We start from the raw sequence: 13,314 nt of genomic DNA, 5'->3' as shown, positions 1-13,314 counted from the left end.
TAAGTTTTATGGCATATGTCCTGCACAGTGGGTATAATTTTCTCAATAGTTTATGAGGGGTTAATCAGTTTATGGTTGAGTTACTGCCTAAAGCTCGAGTTAAATGGGCTTGCCGTCGTGGCATGTTAGAGCTGGACGTTATTTTAGAGCCGTTTGTTGAGCAGGCTTATGACGCGCTATCCGACGAAGGTAAGTACGTGTTTCAGCGTCTAGTTACCTGTGAGGATCCAGATTTATTTGCTTGGTTTATGGGTCATGAAGAATGTCCAGATCCAGAGCTAAAACGCATGGTTAAGTTAATCCTTGATCGGATCCGCGTATAGAATCGACTTTCAACACAATCTTCAGAACCACACCTTCTTTGTGGTTCTTTTTTCTTGCCTCGCTTTTATCCTTTTTCTGCTGTTTCCAACACTGTGGTGGTTAGTCGCAATCGTGTTTGCTGTTACGGGTTATTGCAGTTGGCAAACTGTTCTATCTCGTACACCAAAGGCGGGTACTGTACTCTTGATCCCGAAGGAAAACTTCATTGAAATACAGTCGAAAACGATAAATTTCAAAGGGCAGCTTATTGGTGCAACCATATGGTTTGATAGTCAAATAGCGCTAAAAATCATGGATGCGAACCAAGCTAAGCAGCAGGTATTTTTGACTCGACAGGCAATACCAGAAGCGGACTGGCGTTTACTTTGCCGCACTGCGCTGCAAGCCAATTAGAAACAGCGACCAGAGCATGGCGATAAAAATCAGCACATGCTCTACATGCAAATATTATTATTTTGTCGGTGACAAAACGGTCGGTGTGGAGTTTTCAGCCATGTCAGGGAAGTCAATGGTGTAGTGCAGTCCGCGACTTTCTTTACGTTCTAACGCGCTGCGAATAATAAGTTCAGCTACTTGTACTAAGTTACGTAATTCGAGCAGGTTGTTACTCACTCTAAAGTTGGCGTAATAATCGTGGATCTCTTGCTGCAATAACTCAACGCGGTGTAGCGCACGTTCTAACCGTTTAGTTGAGCGAACAATGCCAACATAATCCCACATAAACAATCTAAGTTCATGCCAGTTGTGGGTGATAACTACTTCTTCATCCGAATCGCTGACACGGCTTTCGTCCCAATCTGGTAACTTAGATGGCTCAGGACGATTATCGATTTTAGCTAAAATATCTTTTGCGGCAGCGTGGGCAAACACAATGCATTCTAACAACGAGTTACTCGCCATGCGGTTTGCGCCGTGTAGACCTGTGTAAGCCACTTCGCCAATTGCATATAAATTGTCGATGTCAGTACGACCGTTAAAGTCAGTCATAACACCACCGCAAGTATAATGCGCCGCTGGCACTACGGGGATTGGCTCTTTGGTGATATCTAAACCAACACTTAAGCACTTAGCATAAATCGTAGGGAAGTGCTCAATGATGAACTCTTTGTCTTTATGTGAGATATCCAGATAGACGCAATTTGCACCCAATCGCTTCATCTCATAGTCAATGGCACGGGCGACTACATCGCGAGGGGCAAGTTCTTCGCGTTCATCGAAGTCAGGCATAAAGCGTGTGCCGTCAGGACGTTTAAGCAGCGCGCCTTCACCGCGCATGGCTTCGGTTATTAAAAAGTTTTGTAGCTCAGGGTGGTATAAGCTGGTCGGGTGAAATTGGTTAAACTCCATGTTGGCTACACGGCAACCCGCACGCCACGCCATTGCGATGCCGTCACCTGAAGAAACATCTGGATTTGAGGTATACAAGTAAACTTTACTTGCGCCACCCGTTGCTAAAGCGACAAACTTAGCCGAGATGCTCTCAACTCTATCCGCTTTGCGATTGTAGACGTAAACACCTTTAATATCGCTTGAGTCACCATATTTATCTTTAATGAGATCGATGGCGTTGTATTGCTCTAATATATTAATTTTTGGGTGTAACTGTACTTGGCTAATTAATGTGGTTTGAACGGCTTTACCCGTTGCATCAGCTGCGTGCAATATACGACGATGTGAATGCCCACCTTCGCGGGTTAAATGAAAGCGCTCTTTCCCTTTGCTATCCACTTCCATATCAAATGGTACGCCTTGCTCAATCAGCCACTTCAAGCAATTTTTTGCATTTGAGGCGGTATAGTGCACCGCATCGCGGTCACATAAGCCAGCGCCTGCCGCAAGTGTGTCTTCGACATGTGATTCGATACTGTCATTTTTCTTATCGAATACTGCGGCAATGCCACCCTGAGCATAAAGTGTGGAGCCTTCTTTTAACGCCCCTTTGCTTATCACGGTAACTTTACAGTGGTTTGCTAAAGAGAGCGCAAGAGAGAGTCCAGCAGCGCCACTGCCAATAATGACTACATCAGTATTGTGGTGAGTCGTATTTTTCATATTCGAAGATCTTTACTGTTTTTGCGTTTAATTCTGCTATTTATACCACATCTGCTATCATAGAAGGCAGAGAGTTTGTTCCGTTTAATGAGAATCATTTAGAACATTTTGTGTGACTGCTAATGGAATAATGCTAAAAAGCAGCCAAGAAACTAGTACGCAAAGATGGATGAATTCGTTTATTTTAAAAAAAAATACAAAAAAACAGAACTTTTTATTCAGTACTAAGTCAGAGTAGCTGTGAATGATGGCAACTAGATACGATTTAGAAAAGCAAAAAGAGGAGTACCGGCTCGAATGAGCGAGCAGGATTTAGATCTAGATATAGTTAAACGCGTTCAACAGGGAGATAAAAACGCATTCAACCTGTTAGTTGCCAAGTATCAAAATAAAGTCGCAGCGCTGATTTCTCGTTATGTAGCGAATCAAGGCGATGTGGCAGATGTGGCACAGGAAACGTTCATTAAAGCTTATCGAGCGTTGCCTAACTTTAGGGGCGAGAGCGCATTTTATACTTGGTTGTATAGAATCGCGGTTAACTGTTCAAAAAATTATTTGGTGGCGCTTGGTCGAAAGCCGCCAGCAAACGACGTAGATGCGGAAGAAGCTGAGTTTTATGATGGTGCAGACCAATTAAGATCGAACGCTTCACCGGAAAATCTATTGTTAAGCGACGAAGTGAAAGCAGTGATTTTCAAAACTATCGAGCGCTTGCCTGACGATTTAAAAACCGCAATTACTTTGCGTGAAATCGAAGGTATGAGCTACGAGGAAATAGCTGTCATTATGGATTGTCCGGTTGGTACAGTTCGTTCGAGAATTTTTCGCGCAAGGGAAGCGATAGATAACAATTTGAACCCATTAATAGGTGAGTCTTAATATGGCACAAGCTGAAAAACAAGTGACAGAAGATTTAACGACATCGCAAATTTTTGACGGTGATCTGTCACTCAACGCTGAAACTGATGTTCGTTTAGACGAACAAAAGTTTGCTCGGTATGCCTTGATTGGTGATGTAATGCGTAGTCAAAAGCAAGACACACTTTGCATTGATATCACCAGCAGCTTTGCAGCGGCACTTGAACAAGAGCAAACGTATAGTGATACGGCCGTTGAGCAAGTGAAAGAAACGACGCCAAAGAGCAATGTGATTGAGCTAAGTGCATGGCGTAAGCCGTTTGCACAAGTGGCTATCGCGGCAAGTGTGTCATTGTTTGCTGTGCTTGGGGTTAATACGCTAAGCACTGACGCGACTTTACCTGCGGGCGATGCATTACAGTTGCAATCTACTCCTTTTGCTGGAGGCGTTTCTCCTGTGAGCTTATCAACTGAGCCTGCGCTTGAATCAGCGGCTAAAGGCATTAGAGAGTTACAGCAGCAGCGTATTGGTGCATTGGTGCTAGAGCATCAAAGACAGTCACGTATGGCGTATGCGCTGCAGCAATCTGGTGAAAACAACACCGCTGAAAAGCAAGAGGAAAAAGAGCAATAAATGAGAGCACTGTTAGTTGTAGTAAGTGTATTTTTCTCTAGTTGGCTGTGGGCAAATGAAAGCGTATCAGCCAAACAACTGCTAAAAGACATGGCCGAAGCGGTGCATCATAGAAACTTTGATGCATCGTTTGTCGTGGTGAAAGGAAAATCTATGGAGCCTTACCGTTGGCTTCATGGTAACCAAGATGGGACTGAATTTGAGCTTTTAAGTTTGCTCAATGGTGCTGGACTTGAAATGATCCGCATTGGTGACAAAGTGACTTATTTTGAACCAAAGTCTGAGCCTTACACCATCCAAACAGATTCGATAGCAGGTCCTATTCCCGAAGTTTTATTCAAAAATATCGACAGCCTCAAAGAAAGCTATGATTTTGTCTTAGGTGGTAAAGGTCGGATTGTTGACAGACCTGCTCAGCTTGTCAGGTTAGAAGCAAAGGACGACGCTAAATACAACTATTGGTTGTGGATCGATACCGAGTCATCTCTGTTGCTAAAATCCGCTTACGTAAACCAACAAGGCGAATTGTTAGAGCAGCTTCAGCTCACCCATATCAGCGTGACTGAAACCCCAGCCGAGCAATTGTTAGAACTTTCACAAAAGCAGTTTCCTGAAGCCGTATCTGGGTTGTTGAAGACACTTGAGAATGGCACAAAAAACAATTGGCAAATTGGTTGGTTACCTCAGGGCTTCGAGCTGCTAAAATCTGACAGACATAAGTTAGATTTAAACAATGAGCTGGCAGACTACTACTTGTTTTCCGATGGCCTTGTTGATATTTCGGTATTTGTACAACGTCCTTTACCGGGCCAGCGCCCAAGTGGAGCGCTCTCGTCAGGTGCAACAACGGTGTACGTACACAACACAGGTGCGTTTGACGTATCCGTAGTTGGAAATATTCCAGCAATGACCGCAAAAGCAATCGCTGAGTCTGTGAAAAGACCTTTATGATAGAACAAACTCTGACAGTTGCCGCCATAAAAGGCGCAACTGTCTACTTAGAAGCACAGCCAAAGCCCGCCTGTGAAGGTTGTAACGGCAAATGCGGCTCCCAAGTATTCGCCAAACTCTTTGGCACCCACAAAAAACAATTCCTTGTAGATTTGACGGAATCTGTCGAAATTGGCCAAAAAATTAAGTTGGCATTAGACGACTCTAATGTGGTGAAACATGCGTTTTATGTTTACATGATGCCATTACTTTTTGCTTTTGCCGGCATGTTTATCGCAGCTCTCGTACTTGGTCTCAATGAACCTTTGCAGATACTTATTGCATTTACGAGTGCAGCACTCGGTTTATTTTTCGCCAGAGTCCAAGGGGATAAACTCAAACATCAGGTAAAAGTGATAAAAATTTACCCAATTAGCCTACCAATAACGCAAATAGATGGTGATTGTACTAAATAAAATGTAAAATCGAGGCCTTAATCTCTATTTGTGACTAACAGAAGTATTGAATCCAGTATATGAAGCATATCCGTAACTTTTCTATTATTGCCCACATTGACCATGGAAAATCGACGCTATCAGACCGCTTAATCCAAGTTTGTGGAGGTTTAACAGACCGCGAAATGCAGCAGCAGGTACTGGATTCGATGGACATCGAACGTGAGCGCGGCATTACCATCAAAGCACAGAGTGTAACGCTTAACTATCAAGCAAAAGATGGTGAAACCTACCAGCTAAACTTTATCGATACACCGGGACACGTTGACTTCACTTATGAAGTTTCACGCTCTCTAGCCGCTTGTGAAGGTGCGCTATTGGTTGTTGACGCGGGTCAAGGTGTAGAAGCACAAACACTAGCGAACTGTTACACTGCACTTGAGATGGACTTGGAAGTTATTCCGGTACTAAACAAAATTGATTTACCACAGGCTGATCCACTTCGCGTTGCCGAAGAAATTGAAGATATCGTTGGTATTGAAGCATTAGAAGCGGTGCGTTGTAGTGCGAAAACGGGGATCGGCATTGATGAAGTGCTCGAAGTGATCGTACGTGATATTCCGCCGCCAGAAGGTGAGCCAAATGCGCCACTACAGGCACTGATTATCGATTCATGGTTTGACCCGTACCAAGGCGTAGTGTCATTGGTACGTATTAAAAACGGTGAATTAAGAGCGGGCGAGAAGATCAAGATCATGTCTACAGAGCAAGCTCACCAAGTAGATAAGGTTGGTATCTTTACACCGAAGCAGACCAATACTGGGGTGTTGAAAACGGGTGAAGTAGGCTTTGTTATCGCAGGTATCAAAGACATCCATGGTGCACCAGTTGGTGATACCATTACCATGGCTCGTGATTCTGCAACAGACCGTTTGCCTGGTTTCCAAAAGGTGAAGCCTCAGGTATACGCGGGAATGTTCCCAATTTCATCTGATGACTATGAAAACTTCCGCGATGCGCTTAATAAATTGAGCCTCAACGATGCATCACTATTCTTCGAGCCTGAAAACTCAACAGCACTAGGCTTTGGTTTCCGTTGTGGTTTCTTAGGTATGCTGCATATGGAGATTATTCAAGAGCGCCTTGAACGTGAATATGACATGGATCTTATTACCACAGCTCCAACGGTAATCTATGAAGTAGAAACTAAGCACGGTGTGGTGAAAATCGATAATCCATCGGATTTACCGCCAGTAAACGACATTATTGAAATTCGTGAACCAATTGTTGAAGCAAATATTCTCGTTCCGCAAGAGTATTTAGGAAATGTGATCACGCTATGTGTTGAAAAGCGTGGTATGCAGACCAAGATGACCTATCACGGTAAGCAAGTTGCGTTAACCTATGAATTGCCGATGTCAGAAGTGGTAATGGACTTCTTTGATAAGTTGAAGTCTACCAGCCGTGGTTTTGCATCACTAGATTACAACTTCAAGCGTTTTGAAGCATCAGACATGGTGCGTGTGGATATTCTGATCAATGGTGACCGCGTTGATGCACTTGCAATAATTGTTCACCGCGACGGTTCACAAACGCGTGGCCGTCAGTTAGCTGAAGCGCTGAGAGAATTGATCCCTCGCCAAATGTTTGATATTGCTATTCAAGCTGCAATTGGTAATCACGTCATTGCGCGTAGTACAGTTAAGCAGTTACGTAAAAACGTAATCGCAAAATGTTATGGTGGTGACGTGAGCCGTAAGAAAAAGCTACTGCAAAAGCAAAAAGAAGGTAAGAAGCGTATGAAGCAACTTGGTAACGTTGAAGTGCCACAAGACGCATTCTTAGCAATATTGAAAGTAGGTAAGTAACAGGAAATACAAATGGCAGGTTATTTTTCAATTTTATTGGTGCTACTCACGGTCGGTTCAGGCCTTATTTGGTTGATCGATCATTTGGTGTATGCACCAAAAAGACAAGCTAGGCTTGCTATTGCGCAAGGTGCGTCTGACACTCAGTTAGATGCCGACATCATTGCGGAAATCGCACCTGAACCTGCCATTGTTGAAAACGCGAAATCAATTTTTCCTATGATTGCCGCAATCACGATTTTCCGTTCGTTTATTTTTGAACCGTTTCAAATTCCATCCGGCTCAATGATGCCAACCTTATTGGATGGCGATTTTATTCTCGTGGAAAAATATGCTTACGGGATTAAAGACCCAGTGTGGCGTAGCAAAATCGTTGAAACGGGTACCCCTGAGCGCGGTGATATTGCGGTGTTCAAGTTTCCGCTAGACGAGAGAATTGACTTCATCAAACGTATTGTTGGTTTACCGGGCGACCACATTGTTTATCGCAATCGTCAGCTTTACATTAAACCTAAGTGTGAAGACGGGCAGAGCGAAGCAAACGGGTTGACGTGTGGCGAATATAACAAGATTGATGTAGACATTGTAAATCGTGACGAGTTTACGCAAGGTCCAATGCAGTTAGTGCGTCTAACCGAGCATTTGCCAAACGTAGAACATGATATTTTAATTAATCCTGAAGTGTTAGAGTTAACAGATCGCTACTATCAACAACCAGGTACTCGCCGCGATGAGTGGGTAGTACCAGAGGGAAGTTATTTTGCGATGGGTGATAACCGTAATAACAGCCAAGATAGTCGTATGTGGGGTTTTGTACCTGATGAAAACTTGGTTGGAAGAGCGGTATTTATTTGGTTAAGTTTTGATTTTGATAATGGCCCAGACAGCATTTTGCCAGGGTGGGTTCCAACTGGTGTTCGTTTTGAACGCCTAGGTAGTATTCAGTAAAAATGAAAAGAAACGTAGAAGAACTTTATAATAAAATAGGGTACAACTTCTCTGATAAGGCGCTGCTTGAGCAGGCTTTGACGCATCGCAGTCACAAAGGCCAGCACAACGAGCGTCTCGAATTTTTGGGCGACTCTATTTTAAGCTTTGTGATTGCAAATGCTTTGTATCACAAGTTTCCAAAAGCGCGTGAAGGTGATTTAAGCCGCATGCGTTCAACGTTAGTGCGTGGTCAAACTCTGGCGGAATTCGGTGTGGAATTCGCGCTGGGTGATTATCTGCGCCTAGGTCCAGGTGAGCTGAAGAGCGGCGGTTTTCGCCGTGAGTCGACGCTCGCAGATGCAGTAGAAGCCATAATTGGTGCCGTTTTCTTAGACTCTGACATCGACGTGTGTAGAGATTTGGTACTAAGTTGGTACGAATCACGCTTAACAGCGATTTCACCTGGTCATAATCAAAAAGACCCGAAGACGCTGCTGCAGGAGTATCTACAAGCTCGAAAATTACCTTTGCCGGGCTACACTGTAATAGATACCAAAGGGCAAGCTCACAACCAAACATTCACGGTCGAATGTATAGTGGAAGGGATGGAAAGTATAATTTCAGTAGGCAGCTCGCGACGTAAAGCTGAGCAAAAAGCTGCCGAAAAAGCGCTTAAGATATTAAAGAATGACGCTTGATACACATTGCGGCATGATTGCCATTGTCGGTAGACCTAATGTAGGTAAATCGACACTATTAAATAAATTGGTTGAGCAAAAGGTAAGTATTACCTCGCGTAAACCACAAACCACTCGTCACCGCATCATGGGGATCCATACAGAGGGTAACTATCAAGCGGTGTACGTTGATACACCAGGACTTCATATTGAAGAAAAGCGTGCAATTAACCGCTTAATGAACCGAGCAGCATCAAGCTCAATCGGCGATGTTGAACTGGTTATTTTTGTCGTAGAAGGGACGCATTGGACGCCTGATGACGAAATGGTACTGGCTAAAGTTAAAGACAGCGGTCGTCCTATCTTGGTGGTGATGAATAAAACCGATCAGGTAAAAGATAAAGACTTGTTGATGCCACATATTCAGTGGTTGAGTGAACAGGGGGATTTTATCGGGATCGTACCTATCTCTGCGAAGCAAGGTAAAAACGTTGATATGATCAGAGAAGAAGTGCACAAGCGTTTACCTGCGTGTGAATTCTATTTCCCTGAAGATTATGTTACCGATCGCTCGATGCGTTTTATGGCGGCAGAGATCGTGCGTGAAAAGTTGATGCGCTTTATGGGCGATGAGTTACCGTACTCGGTGACGGTAGAGATCGAACAGTTTAAGTGGCAAGACAACGGCGTTTGGCAGATCAACGCGTTGATCCTTGTTGAGCGCGAATCGCAAAAACGCATGGTGATCGGCAACAAAGGCGAAAAGCTCAAAGTTATCGGTCGCGAAGCGCGTAAAGATCTTGAGAACATGCTAGACAACAAGGTCTATCTCGAATGCTGGGTTAAAGTGAAATCTGGCTGGGCAGACGACGAACGTGCTCTTCGTAGCTTAGGGTACGGAGAAGACTGATTGGATAGCGACTTTCGACAGGCCTATCTGTTACATCGCAGACCTTACAGCGATTCTCAGGTACTGCTTGACGTGCTGGTCGAAGGCGTTGGACAACTTAAAATGCTTGCCCGAGTCAAGGGCAAGCAATCCCTCAAACATAATGCCCAGCTGCGGCCATTTTCATTACTTTTACTGCAATATGCAGGCAGATACGATTTTAAATACCTAAACCGTTTTGAACCCACAGACAACCAAATCCAACTCGTTGGGCGGCAGCTATATTGTGGTTTGTATCTCAATGAATTAACGCAACGCGTGGTACCAACCAACGAACCGCTAGAGCAGATCTTTGCGCTCTATCAGCTACATTTAATGCGTTTGGCCCAAGATGAAGATGTGGAACCTATCTTACGTAGCTTTGAGTTGCAATTGTTAGGTGAGCTGGGTTTCGGGGTGGAACTGGAATTTGACGCTGAAGGTAATCCAGTGCGGCCAAAAGCCGCGTATAAGTACGTATCTGAGTACGGTTTTATTGCAGTCGGTCGTGAACCTGATACGATACCGGGCAGTATGTTATTGGCCATTGCCAATCAAGATTTCCAAGACCTTGCCGTGAGAAGAGCGGCTAAGCTATTAACACGAAAATTAATGGCGCCGCTGGTTGGTAAGCAAGGGCTGAAAAGTAGAGAACTATTTATTTCAAAGAAATAATACCAATTTAATCAAAAGTATAAATCGGTAAATTGGTATCGCAGTAATAGGTGGGTGATCCACTTGCTACGTCATATTATCAAGGGATAAACGATGAAAGATATTTTACTCGGCGTCAACGTAGACCATATTGCAACGCTTCGTCAGGCGCGAGGCACTAGCTATCCTGATCCTGCACATGCAGCTGCAGTAGCTGAGCACGCAGGTGCCGACGGCGTTACTATTCACTTACGTGAAGACCGTCGCCACATTCAAGATCGCGATGTTTACGTGATGGCAAAAACCATCCAAACACGTATGAATCTAGAAATCGCAGTAACTGACGAAATGCTCGACATCGCTTGCGAAGTAAAACCTGAATATGTTTGCCTAGTGCCAGAAAAGCGCGAAGAGTTAACCACGGAAGGTGGCTTAGACGTTGCGGGTAATCTTGATAGGATCACAGCGGCAACTCAGCGTCTAGCTGATGCAGGTATTAAAGTAAGCTTGTTCATTGACGCGGACAAAAAGCAGCTAGATGCTGCAAAGCAAACCGGTGCGCCTTACATTGAGATCCACACTGGTGCTTATGCGGATGCTGAGAGCGACACCGAAATGAGCGCTGAGCTTGAACGCATTCGTGAAGGCGTTCAGTATGCTCATGGCTTAGGTCTTATCGTTAACGCTGGTCATGGTTTGCATTACCATAACGTTAAACCGATTGCACAAATGCCAGAAATCTACGAACTTAACATTGGCCATGCCATTATTGCTCGAGCGGCAATTGATGGGCTGGAAAAGGCAGTACGAGATATGAAGCGTTTGATGTTAGAGGCGAGACAAGCATAACGCTTAGTGGTAAAGAAAACGAAAGGGCTGTGTAGCCCTTTCTTTTTGCCTTGTAATCGAGTTAATACAGTTGGTATCAAAATGAAAAAAATGGTGTTGGTCTTTGCAAGTTGTGCCCTTGCACCACAACTTAGCGAAGCGACAGAGAACAACGAATTTGAAATCATCACTACTACGGCATCCAGATTGGCTGAGACGGCAGGAGAGCGTCCTGTAAGCCTCTCTTTGCTAACAGAAGCTCAATTAGATGATACAGGCGTCACGCATATCGAAAAGGCGTTGAGGCTCGTTGCTGGCGCAAATGTACAACATGGTAATGGTCAAGAGTATCTACCTGCATTGCGCTCACAAGTGCTCTCTGGTGCAGGCGCATGTGGCGGCATTTTAATGGCTGAAGATGGTATTGCACTCAGAGCCGCAGGTTTTTGCAATATTAATGAACTCTTTGAATCGCACTTTGAAGCAGCTGAGCGTATAGAAGTGCTAAAAGGGCCAAACAGCGTATTGTATGGCTCGAATGCGGTGCATGGAGTGGTTAATGTGATTACTTCAAACAGCATTCAAAAAACACCTAGGGTAGCGTTAGATATCGGCTCCTATGGTTATAGCCGAACTCGAATACAAGCTGGCGATAAAGCCCTTGGCTTGGGCGCAGCGTTAACCCTTACAAAAGATACGGGTTATCGTGACGATGAAAGCGTTGAGCAACAAAAGTTGAGCGTCAAACATCAATATGAAGGTGAGAAGGTTGGTGTCGTATCTGGGATGACATACACCCACTTAAATCAGCAAACTGCGGGTTATATAACAGGAGTGGACAGCTATAAAAATAAGCAATTGGCAAAGCAAAACGAAAACCCTGAAGCATTTAGAAAGGCAGAGTCATTTAGAGCTTGGACAGAAATAACCGGGCACTTTGATGATAGCAACACCGTACTGATAAAACCTTATGTACGCTGGCAAGAGATGGAATTTGTTAAGCATTTCTTGCCGGGTAAGCCGTTTGAAGAAAATGGTCAAACTGGTGTAGGGCTGCAAACGCTTATACACACTGAATTAAGTGACTCAATACAACTAGATTGGGGAATGGATGCGGAATATACTCAAGGCGAGATGTTGCAGTATCAGCCTACGCCGACTGAAGGCTCTGCATTTTTGCGCTCAACTATTCCCACAGGAAAGCATTACGACTATGAGGTAGATGCAAGGCAACTCGCGCCTTTTGCAAACCTCAGTTGGCGACAGGGTAACTGGTTAGTTGAACTGGGCGGTCGTTTTGAGTCAATGAAATACGATTATCGCAACTTTTTGCCTACTGGGCGCACCAAAGAAGATGGCTCGGTGTGTGCAATGGGAGGATGTCGTTATAGTCGCCCAGCCAGTGGCAAAGATAGCTTTGCATATTTTTCACCAAAATTTGGCCTAAGCTATGCTTTCACTGAGCGAGATATTGCCTATGCTAACTTGTCCAAAGGCTATCGCGCACCACAAAGTGCTGAGCTTTACCAATTGCAGCGAGAGCAGATAAAAGCATCGCTAGAGGAAGAAAAGGCGGACAATATCGAGCTTGGCCTAAAAGGGAGTGCAGATAGTCTTGGCTATCAGGTCGCGATTTATGACATGGAAAAAGAAAATTTGATCTTCCGAGATAGCGACTTTTTCTATATTAACGATGGTCGCTCAAGACACCGAGGTGTGGAGTTGGAGCTGAGTTATTCATTCACAGCACATTGGCAACTAGATCTCGCCGCAACGCGTGCTAAGCATACCTATGAACAAGATAATATTCTTGGTGGCATCAATATTAACGGCAACGATCTAGATTCAGCACCAAGGAACGTCATTAACGCCCAATTACACTGGCAAGCACTGGATAATCTCAGTTGGTCTTTAGCTTGGCATCATGTAGGAGAGTATTTTACTGACCCCGAAAATCTTCATCGTTATTCCGGTCACGATTTGCTGAGCTTACGAGGAAAGTGGCAGGTAAATCCGCATTTGGCGTTGACGATGAGAGTGAAGAACCTAACCGACGAACGTTACGCTGAGCGTGCCGATTACACTTCATTTAGTGGTGAAAGGTACTTTCCAGGAAGACCAAGAAACATTCTAGTGTCACTGGACTACCGCTGGTAATAGATGAAAAAGGGAGCAG

At 44.4% G+C, this 13,314-nt stretch carries 14 protein-coding genes; 13 read left to right on the top strand and 1 reads right to left on the bottom strand.

All coding sequences use genetic code 11. The annotated features are described in order from the left end of the window. Positions 1–71 precede the first annotated feature (71 nt). Together QSH61_RS12060 and QSH61_RS12055 are read left to right on the top strand one after the other, a co-directional pair. Positions 72–323 carry an FAD assembly factor SdhE gene (locus QSH61_RS12060; protein ID WP_010371260.1) on the top strand — a complete coding sequence of 84 codons (252 nt, stop codon included), beginning with the start codon at positions 72–74 and terminating at the stop codon, positions 321–323. A gap of 40 nt (positions 324–363) precedes the next feature. Continuing rightward, positions 364–717 (top strand): protein YgfX, encoded by a 354-nt coding sequence (locus tag QSH61_RS12055; protein WP_320076053.1) that lies wholly within the window; start codon positions 364–366, stop codon positions 715–717. A gap of 57 nt (positions 718–774) precedes the next feature. Here QSH61_RS12055 and nadB read toward each other — a convergent pair whose 3' ends face one another. After that, the gene (gene nadB, locus QSH61_RS12050) at positions 775–2,376 is read right to left on the bottom strand and encodes an L-aspartate oxidase (protein WP_206471045.1); all 1,602 of its coding nucleotides are present in this window, start codon (positions 2,374–2,376) and stop codon (positions 775–777) included. A gap of 297 nt (positions 2,377–2,673) precedes the next feature. Between nadB and rpoE the strand changes: the two genes are divergently transcribed. From rpoE to QSH61_RS11995, 11 genes are all read left to right on the top strand, one after another. Beyond that, positions 2,674–3,255, top strand: a complete 582-nt coding sequence (gene rpoE, locus QSH61_RS12045) for an RNA polymerase sigma factor RpoE (protein WP_010371267.1) — start codon at positions 2,674–2,676, stop codon at positions 3,253–3,255. Between the two features lies 1 nt (position 3,256). After that, on the top strand, positions 3,257–3,868 hold the full coding sequence (locus QSH61_RS12040) for a sigma-E factor negative regulatory protein (protein ID WP_206471044.1): 612 nt from the start codon (positions 3,257–3,259) through the stop codon (positions 3,866–3,868). Beyond that, positions 3,869–4,819, top strand: coding sequence for a MucB/RseB C-terminal domain-containing protein (locus tag QSH61_RS12035; RefSeq protein WP_010371273.1), 951 nt, complete (start codon positions 3,869–3,871; stop codon positions 4,817–4,819). Continuing rightward, positions 4,816–5,274 carry a SoxR reducing system RseC family protein gene (locus tag QSH61_RS12030; protein ID WP_206471043.1) on the top strand — a complete coding sequence of 153 codons (459 nt, stop codon included), beginning with the start codon at positions 4,816–4,818 and terminating at the stop codon, positions 5,272–5,274. The genes QSH61_RS12035 and QSH61_RS12030 overlap by 4 nt, the downstream gene beginning before the upstream one ends. A gap of 59 nt (positions 5,275–5,333) precedes the next feature. Next, entirely contained in the window at positions 5,334–7,121 is a 1,788-nt protein-coding gene (gene lepA / locus QSH61_RS12025) for a translation elongation factor 4 (RefSeq protein WP_010606762.1), read from the top strand. A gap of 12 nt (positions 7,122–7,133) precedes the next feature. Continuing rightward, positions 7,134–8,069: a signal peptidase I gene (lepB, locus tag QSH61_RS12020; RefSeq protein ID WP_010371286.1), complete on the top strand. Its 936-nt coding sequence runs from the start codon at positions 7,134–7,136 to the stop codon at positions 8,067–8,069. A gap of 2 nt (positions 8,070–8,071) precedes the next feature. Beyond that, positions 8,072–8,749, top strand: coding sequence for a ribonuclease III (gene rnc, locus QSH61_RS12015; protein ID WP_010371291.1), 678 nt, complete (start codon positions 8,072–8,074; stop codon positions 8,747–8,749). Beyond that, positions 8,739–9,638, top strand: a complete 900-nt coding sequence (era, locus tag QSH61_RS12010) for a GTPase Era (protein WP_010371295.1) — start codon at positions 8,739–8,741, stop codon at positions 9,636–9,638. Before rnc ends, era begins: the two co-directional genes overlap by 11 nt. Continuing rightward, positions 9,639–10,331 carry a DNA repair protein RecO gene (gene recO / locus QSH61_RS12005; RefSeq protein WP_010606763.1) on the top strand — a complete coding sequence of 231 codons (693 nt, stop codon included), beginning with the start codon at positions 9,639–9,641 and terminating at the stop codon, positions 10,329–10,331. Between the two features lie 93 nt (positions 10,332–10,424). Further along, positions 10,425–11,159 carry a pyridoxine 5'-phosphate synthase gene (gene pdxJ, locus QSH61_RS12000; protein ID WP_174170033.1) on the top strand — a complete coding sequence of 245 codons (735 nt, stop codon included), beginning with the start codon at positions 10,425–10,427 and terminating at the stop codon, positions 11,157–11,159. An 81-nt stretch (positions 11,160–11,240) separates the two neighbouring features. After that, positions 11,241–13,295, top strand: a complete 2,055-nt coding sequence (locus QSH61_RS11995; RefSeq protein ID WP_206471042.1) for a TonB-dependent receptor — start codon at positions 11,241–11,243, stop codon at positions 13,293–13,295. Positions 13,296–13,314: the final 19 nt, after the last annotated feature.

Source organism: Pseudoalteromonas sp. JC3 (assembly GCF_030291895.1).
Classification (GTDB): domain Bacteria; phylum Pseudomonadota; class Gammaproteobacteria; order Enterobacterales; family Alteromonadaceae; genus Pseudoalteromonas.
The sequence above is the reverse complement of the archived record's forward strand: the minus strand, read 5'-3'. Positions and strand labels throughout refer to the sequence as shown.

Excerpts from the sequence above, each read along its gene's own strand:
- QSH61_RS12060 (WP_010371260.1), top strand. The coding sequence starts at position 72 with ATGGTTGAGTTACTGCCTAAAGCTCGAGTTAAATGGGCTTGCCGTCGT.
- nadB (WP_206471045.1), bottom strand. The coding sequence starts at position 2,376 with ATGAAAAATACGACTCACCACAATACTGATGTAGTCATTATTGGCAGT.
- rpoE (WP_010371267.1), top strand. The coding sequence starts at position 2,674 with ATGAGCGAGCAGGATTTAGATCTAGATATAGTTAAACGCGTTCAACAG.
- QSH61_RS12040 (WP_206471044.1), top strand. The coding sequence starts at position 3,257 with ATGGCACAAGCTGAAAAACAAGTGACAGAAGATTTAACGACATCGCAA.
- QSH61_RS12035 (WP_010371273.1), top strand. The coding sequence starts at position 3,869 with ATGAGAGCACTGTTAGTTGTAGTAAGTGTATTTTTCTCTAGTTGGCTG.
- QSH61_RS12030 (WP_206471043.1), top strand. The coding sequence starts at position 4,816 with ATGATAGAACAAACTCTGACAGTTGCCGCCATAAAAGGCGCAACTGTC.
- lepA (WP_010606762.1), top strand. The coding sequence starts at position 5,334 with ATGAAGCATATCCGTAACTTTTCTATTATTGCCCACATTGACCATGGA.
- lepB (WP_010371286.1), top strand. The coding sequence starts at position 7,134 with ATGGCAGGTTATTTTTCAATTTTATTGGTGCTACTCACGGTCGGTTCA.
- rnc (WP_010371291.1), top strand. The coding sequence starts at position 8,072 with ATGAAAAGAAACGTAGAAGAACTTTATAATAAAATAGGGTACAACTTC.
- era (WP_010371295.1), top strand. The coding sequence starts at position 8,739 with ATGACGCTTGATACACATTGCGGCATGATTGCCATTGTCGGTAGACCT.
- pdxJ (WP_174170033.1), top strand. The coding sequence starts at position 10,425 with ATGAAAGATATTTTACTCGGCGTCAACGTAGACCATATTGCAACGCTT.
- QSH61_RS11995 (WP_206471042.1), top strand. The coding sequence starts at position 11,241 with ATGAAAAAAATGGTGTTGGTCTTTGCAAGTTGTGCCCTTGCACCACAA.